The 19,358-nt window shown below is 60.7% G+C and carries 16 protein-coding genes; 9 read left to right on the top strand and 7 right to left on the bottom strand.

What is annotated here, in order from left to right:
* Positions 1 to 4 precede the first annotated feature (4 nt).
* Genes QZS13_RS02595 through QZS13_RS02610 form a run of 4 tightly spaced genes read left to right on the top strand, consistent with a single transcriptional unit; the run spans position 5 to position 3,600 of the window.
* A complete protein-coding gene (locus tag QZS13_RS02595; protein ID WP_295585128.1) occupies positions 5 to 985 on the top strand; it encodes an ABC transporter substrate-binding protein in 981 nt (326 codons plus the stop codon).
* An 18-nt stretch (positions 986 to 1,003) separates the two neighbouring features.
* Entirely contained in the window at positions 1,004 to 1,870 is an 867-nt protein-coding gene (locus QZS13_RS02600) for a fumarylacetoacetate hydrolase family protein (protein ID WP_295585130.1), read from the top strand.
* Between the two features lie 22 nt (positions 1,871 to 1,892).
* A complete protein-coding gene (locus QZS13_RS02605) occupies positions 1,893 to 2,831 on the top strand; it encodes an ABC transporter permease (RefSeq protein WP_295585132.1) in 939 nt (312 codons plus the stop codon).
* Positions 2,824 to 3,600, top strand: coding sequence for an ABC transporter ATP-binding protein (locus tag QZS13_RS02610; protein WP_295585134.1), 777 nt, complete (start codon positions 2,824 to 2,826; stop codon positions 3,598 to 3,600). The genes QZS13_RS02605 and QZS13_RS02610 overlap by 8 nt, the downstream gene beginning before the upstream one ends.
* 108 nt (positions 3,601 to 3,708) lie before the next feature.
* On the opposite strand, the gene QZS13_RS02615 is transcribed toward QZS13_RS02610, so the two are convergent.
* The 4 genes from QZS13_RS02615 to QZS13_RS02630 form a co-directional block, all read right to left on the bottom strand.
* Positions 3,709 to 4,917 carry a dicarboxylate/amino acid:cation symporter gene (locus QZS13_RS02615; protein WP_295585137.1) on the bottom strand — a complete coding sequence of 403 codons (1,209 nt, stop codon included), beginning with the start codon at positions 4,915 to 4,917 and terminating at the stop codon, positions 3,709 to 3,711.
* 68 nt (positions 4,918 to 4,985) lie between these two features.
* Positions 4,986 to 6,176: a threonine ammonia-lyase gene (gene ilvA, locus QZS13_RS02620; RefSeq protein ID WP_295585139.1), complete on the bottom strand. Its 1,191-nt coding sequence runs from the start codon at positions 6,174 to 6,176 to the stop codon at positions 4,986 to 4,988.
* A 310-nt stretch (positions 6,177 to 6,486) separates the two neighbouring features.
* Positions 6,487 to 7,686 carry a VWA domain-containing protein gene (locus QZS13_RS02625; RefSeq protein ID WP_295585141.1) on the bottom strand — a complete coding sequence of 400 codons (1,200 nt, stop codon included), beginning with the start codon at positions 7,684 to 7,686 and terminating at the stop codon, positions 6,487 to 6,489.
* A 3-nt stretch (positions 7,687 to 7,689) separates the two neighbouring features.
* Positions 7,690 to 8,502 carry a MoxR family ATPase gene (locus QZS13_RS02630; RefSeq protein ID WP_295585143.1) on the bottom strand — a complete coding sequence of 271 codons (813 nt, stop codon included), beginning with the start codon at positions 8,500 to 8,502 and terminating at the stop codon, positions 7,690 to 7,692.
* A gap of 275 nt (positions 8,503 to 8,777) precedes the next feature.
* Between QZS13_RS02630 and QZS13_RS02635 the strand changes: the two genes are divergently transcribed.
* The 3 genes from QZS13_RS02635 (at position 8,778) to QZS13_RS02645 (ending at position 11,934) form a co-directional block, all read left to right on the top strand.
* Entirely contained in the window at positions 8,778 to 9,977 is a 1,200-nt protein-coding gene (locus QZS13_RS02635; protein ID WP_295585145.1) for a CaiB/BaiF CoA-transferase family protein, read from the top strand.
* 19 nt (positions 9,978 to 9,996) lie between these two features.
* Positions 9,997 to 10,905, top strand: coding sequence for a hydroxymethylglutaryl-CoA lyase (locus QZS13_RS02640; RefSeq protein ID WP_295585148.1), 909 nt, complete (start codon positions 9,997 to 9,999; stop codon positions 10,903 to 10,905).
* Positions 10,906 to 11,103: 198 nt separating this feature from the next.
* Positions 11,104 to 11,934: a pyridoxamine kinase gene (locus QZS13_RS02645; RefSeq protein ID WP_295585150.1), complete on the top strand. Its 831-nt coding sequence runs from the start codon at positions 11,104 to 11,106 to the stop codon at positions 11,932 to 11,934.
* An 86-nt stretch (positions 11,935 to 12,020) separates the two neighbouring features.
* Here the strand turns inward: QZS13_RS02645 and QZS13_RS02650 are convergent, their stop codons facing one another.
* The 3 genes from QZS13_RS02650 to QZS13_RS02660 all read right to left on the bottom strand — a co-directional run bounded on the left by QZS13_RS02650 (position 12,021) and on the right by QZS13_RS02660 (position 16,169).
* Entirely contained in the window at positions 12,021 to 12,404 is a 384-nt protein-coding gene (locus QZS13_RS02650) for a metallopeptidase family protein (protein ID WP_295585152.1), read from the bottom strand.
* Positions 12,405 to 12,438: 34 nt separating this feature from the next.
* Positions 12,439 to 14,604: a Tex family protein gene (locus QZS13_RS02655; RefSeq protein ID WP_295585154.1), complete on the bottom strand. Its 2,166-nt coding sequence runs from the start codon at positions 14,602 to 14,604 to the stop codon at positions 12,439 to 12,441.
* An 80-nt stretch (positions 14,605 to 14,684) separates the two neighbouring features.
* Positions 14,685 to 16,169 (bottom strand): DUF1846 domain-containing protein, encoded by a 1,485-nt coding sequence (locus tag QZS13_RS02660; protein ID WP_295585156.1) that lies wholly within the window; start codon positions 16,167 to 16,169, stop codon positions 14,685 to 14,687.
* 239 nt (positions 16,170 to 16,408) lie between these two features.
* On the opposite strand from QZS13_RS02660, the gene QZS13_RS02665 reads away from it, so the two are divergent.
* Complete coding sequence (locus QZS13_RS02665; protein ID WP_295585158.1) at positions 16,409 to 17,683, top strand: adenylosuccinate synthase; 1,275 nt, start codon at positions 16,409 to 16,411, stop codon at positions 17,681 to 17,683.
* A 127-nt stretch (positions 17,684 to 17,810) separates the two neighbouring features.
* Positions 17,811 to 19,229, top strand: a complete 1,419-nt coding sequence (purB, locus tag QZS13_RS02670; RefSeq protein WP_295585160.1) for an adenylosuccinate lyase — start codon at positions 17,811 to 17,813, stop codon at positions 19,227 to 19,229.
* Positions 19,230 to 19,358: the final 129 nt, after the last annotated feature.

Raw genomic sequence — 19,358 nt, forward strand, 5'->3', positions numbered from 1 at the left:
GACTATGAAAAAGTTCCGTATGATCGCCGCCGCTCTGGCCCTCGTCCTCGCTCTGCCTCTGACCGCCTGCGGCCAGAAAGAAGAATCCGAACACAAGATGTACTCCATCGGCATCAACCAGTACGGCGAGCACGCCTCCCTGGATAACTGCCGGGAGGGCTTCCTTCAGGGCCTGGCCGAGGCCGGGCTGGTGGAGGGTACCGACTTCACCGTAGACTACCAGAACGCCGGCTTTGACGACAACATTGCCCGCCAGATCGCCGACTCCTTCTCCGCGGCCGATGTGGATCTGATGGTGGGCATCGCCACCAACTCCGCCACCGCCTGCTATGCCGCCGCGGAGAACAAGGATATTCCCGTGATCTTCACCGCCATTACCGACCCCGTTCAAGCGGGATTGGACTCCGGCAACGTGACCGGTACCTCCGATAAGCTGCCCGTGGAGGCCCAGCTGGATCTGATCCGTCAGCTCCAGCCCGAGGCCAAGACCATCGGCATCCTCTACACCACCAGCGAGCCCAACTCCGTCTCCGCCATTGCCGAGTATCAGGATAAGGCGCCGGACTACGGCTTCACCATCGACGCCATCGGTGTTACCTCCCAGTCCGAAGTCACCCAGGCGGCGGACACCCTCATCTCCCACGGTGTGGACGCCATGTCCAACCTGACGGACAACAACGTGGTGGGCGTGCTGCCCTCCATTCTGGAAAAGGCCAACGAGGCAGGCATCCCCGTCTACGGCTCCGAGGTGGAACAGGTGAAGCTGGGGTGCGTCGCCTCTGCCGGCATCGACTATGTCCAGCTGGGCAAGCAGACGGGCCTCATGGCCGCCAAGGTCCTGCGGGGTGAGGCCACCTGCGCCGACCTGCCCTATGAGACGATCTCTGAATACAGCATCTATATCAACTCTCCGGCGCTGGACGCCATGGGCATTACGGTCCCCGCCGACATCGCCGAAAAGGCCGTGGAGAGCTCGGCCCAATAAATCTCAGGAGGAATACTTATGAAACTGGTCACCTATCGTTTCCGGGACGCTGAACATGTCGGCGCCCTCACCGCCGACGGCACCTGCGTGGCGCCGCTCCCCTTTGCCGATATGAACGCCCTGATTGAGACCGCGTCTCCGGCACAGCTGCGGACGCTGGCCGCCCAGGCAGAGGAAGCCGGCGCCGTGATCCCTGTAGACCAGGTCACGCTTCTTGCCCCCATTCCCCGTCCCCGGCAGGATGTTTTGTGCCTGGGCATGAACTATCGGGATCATGAGGCGGAGGCGGCCCGCTACGACGCGGACGCCTTTACCAAGGAAAAACCGGTGGCCGTTTACTTCTCCAAGCGAGTCAATGAGGCTGTGGCCCCCGGCGGCAACATCCCCCGCCATGCGGGCCTGGTGGAAAAGCTGGACTACGAAGTGGAGCTGGGCGTCATCCTGGGCAAGACTGCCCGGGATGTTCCCGCCGAGCAGGCTGCAGAGTATATCTTTGGCTACACCATCATCAACGACGTCTCCGCCCGGGATCTTCAGACCGGCCACAAGCAGTGGTATTTCGGCAAGAGTCTGGATGGCTTCACCCCCATGGGCCCCTGCATCGTCACCGCCGATGAGATCGCCTTCCCCCCGGCGCTGGAGATTTCCTCCGCCGTTAACAGGGAACCCCGTCAGCACTCCAACACCCGTCTGTTCCTGACCGATATCCCCACGCTTCTGGCCGAGCTTACCGCCGGTATGACGCTGCTGCCCGGCACCATCATTGCCACCGGCACCCCCGCCGGTGTGGGCATGGGCTTCGACCCGCCCCGGTTCCTCTCTGAGGGCGACACCGTCTCCTGCACCATCGAGGGAATCGGCACACTGACCAATACTGTCCGCTGAGCGGGCAAAGGAGGCCTTCTTTATGTCCGACCTGCTCATCAGCACCCTGACTCAGGGGCTGATTTACGCGCTGATCTCCTTCGGCGTGTACATCACCTACTCCATTCTGGATTTCCCCGATCTGGGTGTGGACGGCACTTTCCCTCTGGGTGCCGCCGTCACCGCCGTGCTGCTGACCCGGGGTGTCAATCCCTTTGCGACGCTGATTGCCGCTCTGGCGGTGGGCGCTTTGGCGGGTCTTTTCACCGGCATCGTCCATGTGTGTCTGAAGGTCCGCAATCTGCTGGCCGGCATTATCACCATGACGGCCCTGTTTTCCATCAATCTCCAGATCGCCGGTTCCAATCTGACCGTGGACCGGAGCGTGGAAACCATCTTCACCGCCTCCTGGGCGGAGGCGCTGCTGGGCGGCATGAACCTGATGGAGCGCAAGCTGGTGATCTCCCTGGTACTGGTGCTGGTGGTGAAGCTGGCGCTGGACCTGTACTTTAAGACCAAGTCCGGCCTGCTGCTGCGGGCGGTGGGCGACAACGCCGATCTTGTGACCACGCTGGGCAAGGACCGGGGCGCGGTGAAAATCTTCGGTCTTGTGCTCTCCAATGCCCTGGTAGCCCTGGCCGGCAGCGTGGTGTGCCACGAGCAGCGCAGCTTTTCCGCCACCATGGGCACCGGCCAGCTGGTCTACGGCCTGGCCGCCGTCATCATCGGCATATCCATCATGAACTTCTACACCGGCACCGGACCCATCCGCCGGGCCCGCAAAGTCCGGGGGCTGCGGCTGCTGGCCTCCCCCAAGGGAACCACCGCCGTGGTGCTGGGCAGCATTCTTTACAAGCTGTGCATCCAGGCAGCATTGAATCTGGGACTGCCCGCCAACATGATGAAGCTGGCCACAGCCGTGCTGTTTTTGCTGGTGCTGGTGGCCTCCGGTCGGAAAGGAGAGGCGATCATTCATGCTTGAAATTCAGGATATCACCAAGATCTACAACCCCGGCACCGTGGCCGAGCAGCGGCTGTTTGAGCACTTCTCCCTGTCCGTGGAAACCGGGCAGTTTGTCACCATCGTGGGAGGCAACGGCAGCGGCAAGACTTCCCTTCTGAACATTCTCTGCGGAACCATTCCCATCGACGCCGGTGACGTCCTCATTGACGGACGCAGTGTGAAAAAGCTCAAGGACTACAAGCGCTACGCCCAGATGGGCCGTGTCTATCAAAACCCCGCCGCCGGCACCTGCCCCGATCTGACCATGCTGGAAAACCTGTCCCTGGCAGACAACAAGGGAAAGCCCTTCGGCCTGAGCCGGGGCGTCAGCCGCAAGCGGACGGACTTTTACCGCTCCCAGCTGCGGGAACTGAACCTGGGACTGGAGGATAAACTGGACGTGAAAATGGGTGCCCTCTCCGGCGGACAGCGGCAGGCCGTCTCGCTGCTGATGGCCACCATGACGCCTCTGCGCTTTTTGATTCTGGATGAACACACCGCCGCTCTGGACCCCAAAACCGCCGAGGTCATTATGGCTCTGACGGATAAGATCGTCCGGGAAAAGCAGCTGACCGCCATGATGGTCACCCACAATCTCCGCCACGCCGCCATGTACGGCGACCGCCTGCTGATGATGCAGCGAGGCAGAATCGTGCTGGACCGGGCGGGTGCTGAAAAGGCCGCCACCGGTGTGGATGACCTGCTGAACCTGTTTAACCGCTATTCTCTGGAAGAGCCGGGCGCCTGAGGCGCCCGGCTCTTTTTCTGTAAAGCGCAGCCCAGACAAAAGGAAGGCGCTCCGCGTTAGCGGAGCGCCTTCCTTTTTCATATCCGGGGAGAGTGATGGATAGACTTATCAGACCGCAGCCTTCTTCTTGTTCTTGCCGGTGATAGCGTCCATGAGAACGGCGATGGCGCCGTCGCCAGTGACGTTGCAGGCAGTGCCGAAGGAGTCCTGAGCGATGTACAGGGCGATCATCAGGCCCTGCATGGTCTCATCAAAGCCCAGCATGGACTGCAGGATGCCCAGAGCAGCCATAACAGCGCCGCCGGGGACGCCGGGGGCAGCCACCATGGTGACGCCCAGCATCAGGATGAAGGGGAACATCTTGGCGAAGGTGACGGGCTGGCCCATCATCATCATGACGGCGATGGAGCAGCTGGTCAGGGTGATGGTGGAACCGGACAGGTGAATGGTCGCGCACAGGGGGCACACGAACTCGGCGATGGAGTCGGACACGCCGTTCTTCTTGGTGCATTCCACGGTGACGGGAATGGTAGCGGCGGAGGACTGGGTGCCGATAGCGGTGGTATAGGCGGGGATCATGTTCTTGATCAGCTTGAAGGGATTCTTCTTGGCAGCCGTACCAGCGACGGTGTACTGGAAGATCAGGATCACGCAGTGCAGAACCAGGATCACCACGAAGACCTTCACGAAAGAGGTGAGCAGCTCAGCGATGGTGCCGGCATAGGTCAGCTTGGCGAAGATGCCATACACATGGATGGGCAGCAGGGGGATCACAACGCCGGCCACCAGCTTGGTAACGATGGCAGCGAAGTCATCGATGGCAACCTTCAGGGTCTTGTCCTGAATCAGGGTCAGGCCCAGGCCAAGGATGAAGGAAATCAGCAGGGCTTCCATAACGCCCATGATGGGAGGCATCTCGATGGTGAACAGGCCGCTGAGGGCGGTCTCTTCCGCATTCTGGGCATCCGCCATGAACATGTCGGCGTGCACCAGGCTGGGGAACAGGGCCATATCCACAGCGAAAGCCAGGGAGCCGGCAATGACGGTGGACAGGTAAGCCACACCGGTGGTCTCTGCCAGGGTCTTGCCTGCGCCGGCGCCCAGGTCGGCGATGCCGGGAACAACGAAGCCAATGATGATCAGGGGAATGCAGAAGTTCAGGAAGTTGCCGAAGATGCTGTTGTAGGTAGCGCCAATCTGGATGATCAGTTCACCAGCGTCGCCCAGCTTTTGGCAGATCGTGCCGACGATCAGGCCGAGGACGATGGCAATGATCAGTTTGGGCAGCAGGCCCAACTTTTTCTTTTGCTTTTCCATTGTTTTCTCGATCTCCGGTTTCCTACCCCGGAGATCCCCCTCCTTTATTTTTTATTAATTGCCGGCTCTTACCCCAGCAAAGAATAACCCTTTTCCTTCAGAGCGGTCTTGATCTGCTCCACGTGCTCTTCGTTGCGGGTCTCCAGCACCATGGTCACAAGGCACGCACCCACGTCGGAGTCCTTGGCCTCGCGCTCGTGGTTGACGCTGAGGATGTTGGCGCCGCAGCCGGACACCACCTGCAGCACCTGGATCAGGCTGCCGGGCTTATCCGCCACCTTGGTGGTGATTTCGGCGATCCGGCCGGACTTGGTCAGGCCCTTGGTGATGATGCGGGAGAGCGTGGTCACGTCCACGTTGCCGCCGGAGACAACGCACACGGTCTTCTTGTCGGAGATGTCCACCTTGCCGAACATGCAGGCAGCCACAGGCGTGGCACCGGCGCCCTCGGCAACGGTCTTCTGACCCTCCATCAGAGCCAGGATGGCAGCAGCGATCTCGTCCTCGGTAACGGTGACGATCTCATCCACATACTTCTGGCACATCTCGAAGGTCATGTTGCCGGGCGTCAGCACATGGATGCCGTCAGCCAGCGTCTCGCCGTCGGGCACAGTGGTAATCTTGCCGGCCTTGCAGGACTCATACATGGAGGGCACGGTGGCTGCCTGAACGCCGATGACCTTGCAGGAGGGCTTCAGGCTCTTGATGGCCAGCGCGATACCGCTGATGAGGCCGCCGCCGCCGATGGGGCAGACAACCTGATCGACCTCGGGCAGCTGCTCGAGAATCTCCAGACCGATGGTGCCCTGGCCGGCCATAACATACGGATCATTGAAGGGATGTGCAAAGGTATAGCCATGCTCCTTGGCCAGACGGTCGGCCTCACGGGCAGCGTCGTCATACACGCCGGGAACCAGCACCACCTCGGCGCCGTACTTCTTAGTGGCCTCCACCTTGCTGATGGGCGCACCGGCGGGCATGCAGATGATGGACTTGATGCCCAGCTTGGTAGCGGAGAGGGCGATGCCCTGTGCGTGGTTGCCGGCGGAGCAGGCGATCACGCCCTTGGCCGCCTCTTCGGGGGTCAGAGAGCGAATCTTGTTGTAGGCGCCGCGAATCTTGAACGCGCCGGTCAGCTGCAGGTTTTCCGCCTTGATGTACAGATTGTCAGCGATCTTGGACGCGGCATCCAGCGGAGTTCTCCGAGCGATTCCCTTGAGCGCCTTCTGGGCGTCCTGGATCATTTCCAATGTCAGCATGAAAATAACCTCCCAATCAAAATTTGTTTTCAGCCATTTCAACAATTCTCCATCGATCAAGAGCGGAAGCAGTTGGTCAATTCAAGAAGAGTGTGCGCATATGAAGGACATTTTCTTTTTTCTTTGTTCTTCATTTTCTGCCTCCATTATATAATTTGTACCCTCTAAATACAATGCACAATTCTTCCAATTGTTTTTTCCACAAATACTACTATTTGACGAAACGTCCGCGGATCAGGTACACTTGATCGCTAAGTGTAGGCATCGAGCAAAAAAATTGCTATTTTTTTGACACCGGCAACACAGAAAATCACCGTTTCTGCATCAAACGCCGCATTCCCGCCGCCAGTCCGTCTGCCGTCAGTTCGTACATGGGAAACAATTTGCCGATCTGCCAGTGGGTCTGGCTCCAGTAATCGGGCCGCTCGGGCATGGGATTGGGATTGAGCCAGATCAGATGCGGGTAGCGGTTTTTCAGCCGCTCCAGCGCGCTGATTCCCGACGGGCCGTAGGTGTGGCTGCCCCAGTCGTACATGGGTTGGGTCAGCTCATAGGGGTGCATGGCGGCATCTCCCACCAAGATCAGCTTATAGCTGCTGTCGAAATTGTGCAGCGCCCAGTCCAGGGTAACCCAGCCCCCATCGCCCCACTGCATGGACGGAGCCAGATAGAGCTTGTCGTAGACGCAGTTGTGGAAGTAATAGACGTGCAGCTCCTTGAAGTGGTTGGACCGGGTAGCTGCCCGGAACAGGGCGCCGCACAGCCCGGCGTAGTATTCCATGGAGCCCCCGGAGTCCATCATCAGCAGCACTTTCACCGCGTTTTTCCGGGGTCTGCGGTAGCGCACCGTCAGCGTGCCGCCGTGGTCGCAGGTATCGTGAATGGTGCCGTCCACGTCCAGCTCCGGCTCTCCGGCCGACTGGAAGGACATCTGCCGCAGCAGCCGGAAGGCCATCTGGAACCGGCTGTCATCCAAAGTGGCGTCCCGGCGGAAATCCCGAAACCGGCGCGTACCGGCCACCGTCAGCGCCGTACGGTGCTTTCCTTCTCCGCCGATGCGGATGCCGCCGGGGTGCACGCCGCTGTTGCCGAAGGGAGAACGCCCCTGGGTACCTACCCAGTAACTGCCGCCGTTGTGTTCTTCCGTCTGCTCCCGGAGACGCTCCTCCAGCCGTGCCAGCAGCTGCTCCAGCGTCTCGTCGGGAACCCCCCGGGCGCGCAGGTCGGCAATGGTGCGGCCCAGATCCTCCGCCGGGTGCTCCAGCCACTCCAGCAGCTCCGGCGGAAGTTCCCCCTGCCAGGGCACATCCCGGAAAAACTCCAGGAACACCCGGTCAAAGCGGTCATAGTCCGCCTCGCTTTTTACCAGCACCATGCGGCAAAGCTGATAGAATCCCGTCAGGGATGAGCGGTGCAGCCCCCGGGCCATTCCCTCCAGCAGCGTCAGCCACTCACTCAGGGAAACATCCAGTCCCCGGGCCCGCAGCAGGTAAAAAAACTCCGCAAACATGTCTCACCCCAGCGCCTTGCGCAGCGTCCGCAGGTCTTTGTCCTTTTTCACCAGCACACCGGCAAAGGGGATCTCCCGGGCAATCCGCTCCGGCGCCACACCGCCGGCCACCAGTGCCCGCAGCCAGTCCACCAGTTCCGAGGTGCTGGGCCGCTTTTCCATATCCCGCAGGCCCCGCACCCAGTAGAAGGACTCCAGCGCCTGGGTCAGCAGATTCTGCTCCAGGTCGCCGAAGTGAACCCGGACGATCTGCTCCATCTGCTCCCGGTCGGGAAATTCGATGTAGTGGAACACACAGCGGCGCAAAAACGCATCCGGCAGCTCCTTTTCCGCATTGGAAGTGATAATGACCACCGGCCGGTGCCGGGCGCGTACCGTCTCCCCGGTCTCAGGAATGTAAAACTCCATCCGGTCCAGCTCCCACAAAAGGTCGTTGGGAAACTCCAGATCCGCCTTGTCGATCTCGTCGATCAGCAGCACCACCCGCTGCTCTGAGCGGAACGCCTCACCCAGCTTGCCCAGCTTGATGTAACGGGCAATATCGTCCACGCCGTGGGTACCGAACTGGCTGTCGTAGAGCCGCTGCACCACGTCGTATACATACAGGCCGTCCTGGGCCTTGGTGGTGGACTTCACGTTCCACACCAGCAGCTCCTCCCCCAGTGCATCGGCCACCGCCTTGGCCAGGAGCGTTTTGCCCGTGCCGGGCTCGCCCTTGATCAAAAGCGGCTTTTCCAGCGTAATGGCCACATTGACGGCGCTCATCAGCTCCGCCGAGGCCACATATTCTCCCGTTCCTGTAAACAGATTTTCCATGCCATTTCCTCGCAGTTTTCGTATTTTGCCGCGCAGCGGCTCCCCCGATTATACCAGACCCACCCCTGCAATACAATCATCCCTTCCGGCGTATGTTACATTGTGCAACGCATTTTTGTATCACACAGCAACATACTTTGATACATTCGGCGGCACATTCCCCGCTTTCCCGGCGGTTTTCCCCATTTTTTACTTGGCATATTTTTTGCTTTCATAATTTTGCAAAAGCACATTGAACCAGACTGGCAAAACGATTTTGAAAAGAGGTTACAATAATGGAAAACGAAAAAGGCTTGCTGGACGGTGTTGTGGTTCTGGACCTGACCCGGGTTCTGGCCGGTCCCTACTGCGGCATGATCCTGGCCGATATGGGTGCCACGGTCATCAAGGTGGAAAATCCCAAGGGCGGTGACGATACCCGCAAGATGGGTCCCTTCGTCAACGGCAACAGCGTTTACTATGCCAACTTCAACCGCAGCAAGATCGGCTGCACCCTGAACCTGAAGGACCCCGAGGCCAAGGAGATCTTCAAGGAAATGGTGAAGAAGGCCGATGTAGTCATCGAGAACTACCGTCCCGGCACCATGGAAAAGCTGGGCCTTGGATATGACGTACTCAAGGAGGTCAACCCCTCCATTATCTACGGCGCCGTCTCCGGCTTCGGCCACACCGGCCCCCTGAGCAAGCGCGCCGGCTATGATATCGTGGGCCAGGCCATGGGCGGCCTCATGAGCACCACCGGTTGGCCCGGCGGACAGCCCACCCGTGTGGGTACGCCCATGGGCGACGTACTGGGCGGACTGAACCTGGCCATTGGCGTGCTGGCCGCTCTGGTAAACCGTCAGAAGACGGGCCTTGGCGAGAAGGTGGATGTGGCTCTGGTGGACTCCGTGGTCTCCGCCATGGAAAATATCACCATGATCTATCAGGCTACCGGCCGTGTTCCCCAGCGCATCGGCAACCGCTATGAGTCCACCTATCCCTATGACTCCTTCCCCGCCAAGGACGGCAACGTCATCATCGCCGCCGGCAACAACAAGCTCTATGCCATTTTGTGCGATGTCATGGGCAAGCCGGAACTGAAGACCGACCCCCGTTTCCTGGAGGTCAAGGACCGGGTGGCCAATCACGACGCCATGCGCGAGATCGTCTCTGCCTGGACCGAGAACTACACCATCGAAGAAATCGACAAGATGCTCAACGGCGCCGGCTGCCCCGCCAGCGCGGTGAACACCATTGACCGCATGGTGGTCGATCCCCAGATCGCCGGCGCCCGGGATATGTTCCCCGAAATCGACCAGCCCGGCATCGGCAAGCTGCACATCACCGCCACCGCCCAAAAGCTCACCCGCACCAAGTCCTGCCCCCGCAAGCCCGCACCGCTGCTGGGCGAGGACAACGCCGAGATCTTCGGCAAGATGCTGGGCTTTGATGAGGCCCGCCTTGCCGAGCTGAAGGAAAAGGGCGTTATTTGAGAATAGGAGGCGCTGTTATATGAAACAGAAAATCGACGTCATCGAAGTCGGCCCCCGGGACGGCTTCCAGAGCGTAAAATGCGCCCAGATTACCACGGAGCAGAAGCTCAAGGTCATTGACGATCTGGTCAACGCCGGTGTCAAGCACATGGAGTATACCTCCTTTGTCAGCCCCAAGGCCATTCCCCAGCTCTCCGATGCCAAGGCAGTCACCGAGGTGGTTTTGAAGAAGTATCCCGATGTGGATCTGTTCGCCCTGGTGCCCAACCTGCGGGGTGCTCAGAACGCCTATGAGCTGGGCCTGAGAAAGGTCTGCTATGTGGTGTCTCTGAGTGCAAGCCACAACAAGGCCAATATCAACCGCACCCACGAGCAGTCCCTGGAGGCTTACAAGGAGATCCGTGCCGCCTATCCCGACCTGAACGTGATCGTGGATCTGGCCACTACGTTCGGCTGCCCCTTCGAGGGCAAGTACGAAGACCCCGCCGCCGTGGTCAAGTTCCTGAAGGACTACAAGGACGCGGGTATGACTACCTGCTGTCTGTGCGACACCATCGGCATCGCCGATCCCGCTCAGGTCAAGGCCGTGATCGGTGCTGTGAAGGAAGCCTATCCCGATCTGGAGCTGATGGTGCACTTCCACGATACCCGGGGCCTTGGCATGGTGAACACCATGGCCGCCATGGAAGCCGGCGTCACCAAGGTCCAGTCCGCTCTGGGCGGTCTGGGCGGCTGCCCCTTCGCTCCCGGCGCCTCCGGCAACCTCTCCACCGAGGATATGGTGTGGATGCTCAATGAAATGGGCTATGATACCGGCATCTCCTTCTCCAAGATCCTGGCTGCCGCCAAAGATCAGGTGAAAGTGATCTCCGGCAATTACAGCGGCCACCACATCAATGTGGAAGCCGAGACTCCCTGCAAAGCTTGATAAATTTGTTTTCTCTTCCCCTCTCTTTTCCATATGGAAAGGCCCGGCCCGCAGTCGCCGCTGCGGACCGGGCCTTTCCGCTTTTTCACTTGAAAAGCGCGCCGCAATCTGACCTTATCTTAATTTTAATAACTGGCTCTTTCGACAGGCCAGTTCCTCTGCTATAATTGGGCAAAACACGCAAAGGAAGTGCTGTATATGAAGCGTATCGTCAGCATTCAGGATATCTCCTGCCTGGGCAAGTGCTCTTTGACTGTGGCGCTGCCCATTATCTCCGCCATGGGTGTGGAGTGCTCCATTGTGCCCACCGCCGTGCTGTCCACCCACACCATGTTCCAGAATTTCACCTGTGCGGACCTCACCGACCAGATCGCACCCATCGCCGCCCACTGGAAGGCCGAGCAGATCGGTTTTGACGCCATCTACACCGGATATCTGGCCTCCAAAGAGCAGATTGGCGACGTGTGCGCCTTCTTCGACCAGTTCAAGACCTCCGAAAACCTCATTGTGGTGGATCCGGTTATGGCAGACAACGGCAAGCTCTATCCCGCCTTCGATGCGGACTTTCCCGCCGCCATGGCCAAAGTCTGCGCCAAGGCCGACCTCATTGTCCCCAACCTGACGGAGGCCAGCCTGCTGACCGGCCTGCCCTACAAGACGGAATATGATGAGGATTATATCCGTCAGATGCTCCAGGCTCTGGCCAAGCTGGGCCCCCGGTACGTAGCCCTCACCGGCGTGAGCTTCCAGGAGGGCAAGCTGGGCGTTATGTACTACGATCAGGTCACCGGCGAGTACGGCAGCTACTTCACTGAGCATCTGCCCGCCAGCTTCCACGGCACCGGCGATGTGTTTGCCTCCACCTGCGTGGGCGCCCTTATGCGGGGCAAGTCCCTGGGCGACGCCCTGGCCCTGGCGGCGGATTACACAGTGGAATGCATCCGCGCTACGCTGGAAAATCCCAAGCACCCCTGGTACGGCGTAGACTTCGAACAGGCCATCCCGTATCTGGTGGATCGTCTGCGCTGAGCATACAGCTCCGAAAAACAGGTCCCCGGAGAACCGTAGTTCTCCGGGGCCTTTTCATATTATTATAAGGTATATCTCATCCGCTCTCAGGAAGGGCCCCTGTCATGGCGGTAACGCTCCAGCTCCTCCGCGTCCCGGTCGTCCAGGGCGTGGAGCCCGCCCCGTTCCTCCATGTAGTGGGTCAGCTCATGGGATAGGGTGGTGTAGAGCTCGTCGGCCCAGGTATCCTCGTCCCAGTCCTCCTTTTGGGCCAGCGCCGCAAAGGAGCCGTAGTAGAGATTGACGTAGCAGCCCAGAAGATCGTGGCAGTACTCTCCCAGAATGTACATCTCCCCCGGGGGAAAGTCCGGGTCCGGCAGAGCCTCTTCCAGAAGGTTCACGCCGCCGTTGAGCCCGTCAAAGAGGGCCTTGGGGAACTCCTCCGCCATCTCGTCCAAAAGATCGTTTACCCGGTCAATGGTCAGAATCATGGCTCTGCTCCTTTCTCCGTCTGTTGAACAGCGGTCACTTTCCCGCCTGCCGCATACTGAGGCTGATGCGCTTTTTCTTCTCGTCCACGTCCAGCACCACTACCTTCACCACGTCGCCCACGGACACCACCTCCGACGGGTGACGGATGAACTTGTCTGCCACCTGGGAGATATGCACCAGGCCGTCCTGATGGACGCCGATGTCCACGAACACGCCGAAGTCAATGACATTGCGGACGGTGCCCGTGAGCTCCATGCCGGGCTTCAGGTCCTTGATCTCCAGCACGTCCGTACGCAAAACGGGCTTGGGCAGCTCATCCCGGATGTCCCGGCCGGGCTTCATCAGCTCCGCCGCTACGTCCCGCAGGGTCGGCACGCCCACGCCGCACTCCGCCGCGGCCTTGTCCTCGCCGTAGGCCTTCACCTGGGCCCAAAGGTCTCCCAGCTTCCCTGCGGCCACGTCAGCCAGGGTGTGGCCCGTAAGGGAGAGCAGCTTTTCCGCCGCCGCGTAGCTCTCCGGGTGGACGGCGGTATTGTCCAGGACGCTCTTGCTCTCCGGCACCCGCAAAAAGCCCGCACACTGCTCAAAGGCCTTGGGTCCCAGCTTGGGGACTTTCAAAATCTGCTTACGGGAGGTAAAGGGGCCGTTTTCCTCCCGATAGGCTACCACGTTTTTTGCCGTGGCGGCGGTAAGACCCGCCACATGCTGCAAGAGGGACGGCGAGGCGGTATTCACGTCCACGCCCACGGCGTTGACGCAGTCCTCCACCACCCCGTCCAGCGCCTCGTCCAGGTGTTTTTGCGGACAGTCGTGCTGGTACTGACCCACGCCGATGGCCTTGGGATCGATCTTCACCAGCTCCGCCAGGGGGTCCTGAAGCCGCCGGGCGATGGACACGGCGCTGCGCAGGTTCACATCGTAGTCCGGAAACTCCTCCGCCGCCAGGGGGCTGGCGGAGTACACGCTGGCTCCTGCCTCGGAGACGATCATATAGCTCACATGGGCGCCCTCGCTGTTCACCTGGCGGATCAGCTCCACCGCCATCTGCTCCGTCTCCCGGCTGGCGGTACCGTTGCCGATGGCGATGTGCTCCACGCCGTAGCGGCGGATGAGCTTTGCCAGGGTGGCGATGGCCTCCTTTTTCTGCCGCTCGCCGTAGGTGGGATAGACCACGGCGGTATCGAGCACCTTGCCGGTTCCGTCCACCACCGCCACCTTGCAGCCCATCCGGTAACCCGGGTCCAGGCCCATAGTGACCTTTCCCTTGACCGGCGGCTGCATCAAAAGCGGCTTGAGATTCAGGGCAAACTGGCCGATGGCGCCCTCGCCGGCCTTTTCCGTCAGCGCCGAGCGGGCCTCCCGCTCCAGGGAGGGGAAGATCAGGCGGTCATAGGCATCTTCCGCCGCAGCCTTGACAAATTCCATGGCCGCGCTGCCGGGAATGACTGCATAGCGGCGCACCGTCCGCAGCGCCAGCTCCCGGTCCAGTTCCACACTCACCTTCAGCTTTTCCTCCCGCTCACCCCGGTTGATGGCCAGGATCTGGTGGCCCTGGAGCCGGGAGAGCGCCTGGGTGAAATCGTAATAGAGCCGGTAAACCGTATCCTCGTCCGTGGCCGCCGTACTGTGGAGCACGGCGTTTTTCTCCAGCAGCGTCCGCAGCTTGCCCCGCAGCGCCGCGTCGTCGCTGAGGCGTTCGGCGATGATGTCGCCGGCGCCGGCAAGAGCCGCTTCCGCCGTCTCCACTCCCTTTTCCGCGTCCACATAGGCCGCGGCGGCCTCCAGAGGCAGCGGACAGTCCGCTCTCTGGGCAAACAGCACGTCTGCCAGGGGCTCCAGTCCCTTCTCCCGGGCGATGGTGGCCCGGGTACGGCGCTTTTGCTTATAGGGCCGGTACAGATCCTCCAGCTCGGACAAGGTACCGGCTTTGTCGATGGACGCCGCCAGCTCCTCCGTCAGCTTCCCCTGATCGGCAATGGACTTTTTCACGCTTTCCCGACGTTCATCCAGTCCCCGCAGGTATTTCAGCCGCTCTTCCAGGGTGCGCAGGGATGTATCGTCCATGGCACCGTGAAGCTCTTTGCGGTAGCGGGCGATGAAGGGGATGGTATTTCCCTCGTCCAGCAACCGCACCACGTTTTCCACATGCCGGGGCTCCTTGCCCAGCTCGGCTGCAATTTGTTCAATAATTCGATCCATAGGGCTTCCTTTCTGCCGTCTCCCGCCCGGCGGGAGAAAAAGGCGGCGTCCAGTCCCCGGGCGCCGCCGTCTTTCGTATGTTATTTATGGTAGAGCTTCTTTGTCTCATACCGGGGCTCGCAGCTGACATTGATGCCCAGGCGGCGCAGCAGGTTCTCATCCACCTCGCTGAGCACCACTGTAAAGTGGGCGTCACAGCCCCGGAGCTTGGGCAGCTGCTGCTGGGCCAGCTCCGCCAGGGGATTGGTCAGAGCGGAGATGGTCAGCGCCATCAGCACCTCGTCCGTGTGGAGCCGGGGGTTTTTGTGGCCCAGATACTCTGTCTTGAGTCTGCACACCGGCTCCAGCACCTGGGCGGAGATGAGCTCGAACTGGTCGTCAATACCACCCAGTGCCTTGAGGGCGTTGAGCAGCAGTGCCGAGGCCGCGCCCAACGTGTCGGACGTCTTGCCGGTGACCACCCGGCCGTCCGGCAGCACCATGGCGCCGGCGGGGCCTCCCGTGGTCTCCGCTTTCAAAAGGGCCGCGGACACCGCCGGGCAGATCTCCGGCGTGACACCGGCCTGCTGCATGACCAGCTCCAGTTTGCGCACCGGCTCGTCCCCGCACTTGCCCTGGAGCCGCTCCACACAGGCGGTGTAATACCGGCGCAGGATCTCCATACGGCTGGCAGCACAGCACACCGCATCGTCCACAATGCAGTTGCCCGCCATGTTCACACCCATGTCCGTGGGGGACTGGTAGGGGGACTTGCCCTGAATCTTTTCAAAGATCGTACTCAGCACCGGGAAGATTTCCACGTCCCGGTTGTAGTTGACGGCGGTCTTGCCGTAGGCCTCCAGGTGGAACGGGTCGATCATGTTCACGTCGTTGAGGTCCGCCGTAGCCGCCTCGTAGGCCAAGTTCACCGGGTGCTTGAGAGGCAGGTTCCAGATGGGGAACGTCTCAAACTTGGCGTAGCCGGCGGTGATGCCCCGCTTGTTGTCGTGATAGAGCTGAGAAAGGCAGGTGGCCATCTTGCCGCTGCCGGGGCCCGGCGCCGTCACCACCACCAGCGAGCGGCTAGTCTCGATGTAGTCATTTTTGCCCAAGCCCTCGTCACTGACGATATGGGCAACGTCGGACGGGTAGCCGGCAATGGGATAGTGTCGGTAGCAGCGGATGCCCAGGGCAGTGAGCCGCTTCAAAAAGGCGTCTGCCGCCGCCTGGCCGCTGTACCGGGTCATGACCACGCTGCCCACATACAGCCCCAGCTGGCGGAAAATGTCGATCAGCCGCAGCACATCCTCATCATAGGTAATCCCCAGGTCGCCCCGCACCTTGTTTTTTTCGATGTCCGAGGCGTTGATGGCGATGACAATCTCCACATCCTCCTGAAGCTGCTGCAGCATCCGGATTTTGCTGTCCGGCTCAAAGCCCGGCAGCACCCGGGACGCGTGGTAGTCATCGAACAGCTTGCCGCCGAACTCCAGGTACAGCTTGCCGCCGAACTGGGCGATGCGCCGCTTGATCTGCTCGGACTGGGTAGTCAGATATTTCTGGTTATCAAACCCGATGGCTTTCATAGATGTGCACGACCTCTCCTCATGTTTTCTGCAAAAGTATATCACAGCCTGTCCCGTTTGGAAAGTTTTTTGTCCGGCGGTTCTCCCGGGAAAAAAGGTCGACCTATTAGGGAAATTTATTGCCGATATTACCACTTTGTTCTTTACTTATGAAAAAACACCCGATATAATGGTTTAGGTTGGGCGCTTATGGCCCAATACATTACACCCGTAAATGTAAAACCGGGAGGGTTTTTATTATGTCAAATTGCGCCATCGTAGGCATCAACTGGGGCGACGAGGGCAAGGGCCGCATGGTGGATCTGCTCACCAGCGACTATGATGTGGTCGTCCGGTATCAAGGCGGCGGCAACGCCGGCCACACTGTGGTCAACGAGCTGGGCAAATTCGCCCTGCACCTGCTGCCCTCCGGCATTTTCCGCAAGGGCGTGGTAAACGTCCTGGGCAACGGTGTGGCGCTGGACTGCGAGAGCCTGTGGACGGAGATGCAGGACGTGACCTCCAAGGGTGTGTCCATCAGCCCTGAGAACCTGAAGGTCAGTGACCGGGCCTCCCTGCTGCTGCCCTGGCACCGGGATCTGGACGGTCTGGAGGAGGCACGGCTGGCTGACAAGAAGTACGGCTCCACCAAGCAGGGCATCGCCCCCTTCTACTCCGATAAGTACCAGAAAAAGACCATCATGGCCGGCGAGCTGCTCTACCCTGAAAAGCTTTGGGATCGTCTGGAAGGCATCCTGGAGTGGAAGAACCTGACCCTCACCAAGGTCTACGGCGCAAAGCCCTACACCATGGATGACCTCAAGGCCTGGGTGGCGGACTACGGCGAGAAGATCAAGCCCTACATCTGCGACACCGGTGCTTTCCTGCGTCAGGCCCAGGCCGAAGGAAAGTCCATTCTCTTTGAGGCGCAGCTGGGCTCTTTGCGGGACCTGGACTACGGCATCTACCCCATGACCACCTCCTCCAACGCCATTGCCGCCTACGCCCCGGTGGGCTCCGGCCTGCCCTGCGCCAAGCTGGACAAGATCGTGGGTGTGGTGAAGGCCTACTCCTCCTGCGTGGGCGAAGGCCCCTTCACCTGTGAGTGGTTTGGCGATGAGGCCGAGCAGCTCCGTCAGGCCGGCGGCGAGTACGGCGCCAAGACGGGCCGCCCCCGCCGGGTGGGCCCCATTGATCTGGTGGCCACCCGCTATGGCGTGCAGTGCCAGGGCGCCACGGACATTGCCCTGACCAAGCTGGACGTGCTCAGCTACATGGACGAGATCCCCATCTGCGCCCACTACATGCTCAACGGCCAGCAGATCGACTACTTCCCCTTCCCCGCCGTGCTGCCTGACGCCAAGCCCGTGTGGGAGTCCATGCCCGGCTGGAAATGCGACATCTCCGGCGTGCGCAAGTGGGAGGATCTGCCCCAGGCTGCCCGGGACTATGTGGAGTACGTGGAAAAGGCCATCGGCTGCCCCATCACCTACGTGTCCGTGGGGGCCGAGCGGGACGCCATCATCCTGCGTTAAATCTTTTCAAGAGAGACGAGACTCTCTTCCATCCAAGCTTCGCCTCCGGCGAAACGGACCGTACTCTCCGGAGGCACCCATTCGGGTGCCTCCTTACTTTTGAATTGAAGAAAGGTGGACCTTTACCATGTCCAAAGACCGCTACGAATCCCCTCTGGCGTCCCGGTACGCCTCCGATTTCATGCTGCATCTGTTCTCCGCCGACATGCGCATTCAGACCTGGCGGCGGCTGTGGGTGGCCCTGGCCCGGGCAGAGCATAACTTAGGGTTGCCCGTCACGGCAGAGCAGGTGGCTGAGCTGGAAGCCCACATCACCGATATCGACTACGAAATGGCCGCAGCCCGTGAAAAGGAAGTCCGCCACGATGTCATGGCCCACGTCTACACCTACGGCAAGGCCGCACCCGGTGCCGCCGGCATCATCCACCTGGGTGCCACCAGCTGCTATGTCACCGACAATGCCGACCTGATTCTCTACCGGGAGGGCCTCAAGTACCTGCGGGGCCAGCTTCTGGCTGTACTGGCCAACCTCAGCCGGTTTGCCGAAACCTACAAGGCCACGCCCACCCTGGGCTACACCCACTATCAGCCCGCCCAGCTGGTGACCGTGGGCAAGCGGGCCACCCTGTGGATGCAGGATTTCCTCTCCGACCTGGAGGAGCTGGACTTTGTCCTCTCCCACATGAAGTTTTTGGGCTGCCGGGGCACCACCGGCACGGAGGCCAGCTTCCTGGATCTCTTTGACGGGGACGAGGCCAAGATCGACGAGATGAACCGCCAGATCAGCGCCGAGTTCGGCTTCAACACGTGCTTCGACGTCTGCGGCCAGACCTATCCCCGGAAGGTGGACAGCCGGATTCTCTCGTGCCTGTCCGCCATCGCCCAGAGCTGCTACCGGATGGCAAACGACATCCGCCTGCTGCAGCATGACCGGCAGGTGGAAGAGCCCTTCGAGAAAAACCAGATCGGCTCCTCCGCCATGGCCTATAAGCGCAACCCCATGCGCTCCGAGCGGATCTGCTCTTTGTCCCGGTACCTCATGGCCGACGCCATGAACGCCCCCATGACCGCCTCCGTCCAGTGGATGGAGCGGACGCTGGACGACTCTGCCAACCGCCGCATCTCCATGCCGGAGGGCTTCCTCTGCGCCGACGCCATCCTGCGCCTGAGCCAGAACGTCACCGACGGGCTGCATGTGAACGAGAAGGTGGTGGAGGCCACCGTGCGGGAGTATCTGCCCTTCATCGCCACGGAAAACCTCATGATGGAGGCCGTCAAGCGGGGCGGCAACCGCCAGGAGCTCCACGAAATTATCCGCCAGTGCTCCATGGCCGCCACTGCCCGGATGAAGGAGGGCGAAAAGTGCGACCTGCTGAGCCGCTTGGCCGCCGAGCCCGCCTTCGGCATGACGGAAGCGGAGATGGAGGCCGTGCTGACTCCCTCTGCCTACATCGGACGCTGCCCCAGCCAGGTGGACGCCTTTTTGTCCAAGGTCCGTCCCCTGCTGAGCCAGGCTGCCACGGACAAGCCCGAAATCTCCCTGTAAAAGGCGTTCCGCGCCGGGTGGACAAGTGTCCTTGTGCAAAACGATGATTTTTCCAAAATGCCGCCGGTTCAGCCGGCGGCATTTTTGTTCCTTTTGCCGTTGACACCAACGGTGCGTGCGTGGTACACT

The organism is uncultured Oscillibacter sp., from assembly GCF_900546705.1.
In the GTDB taxonomy this organism is placed as follows: Bacteria; Bacillota; Clostridia; order Oscillospirales; family Oscillospiraceae; genus Oscillibacter.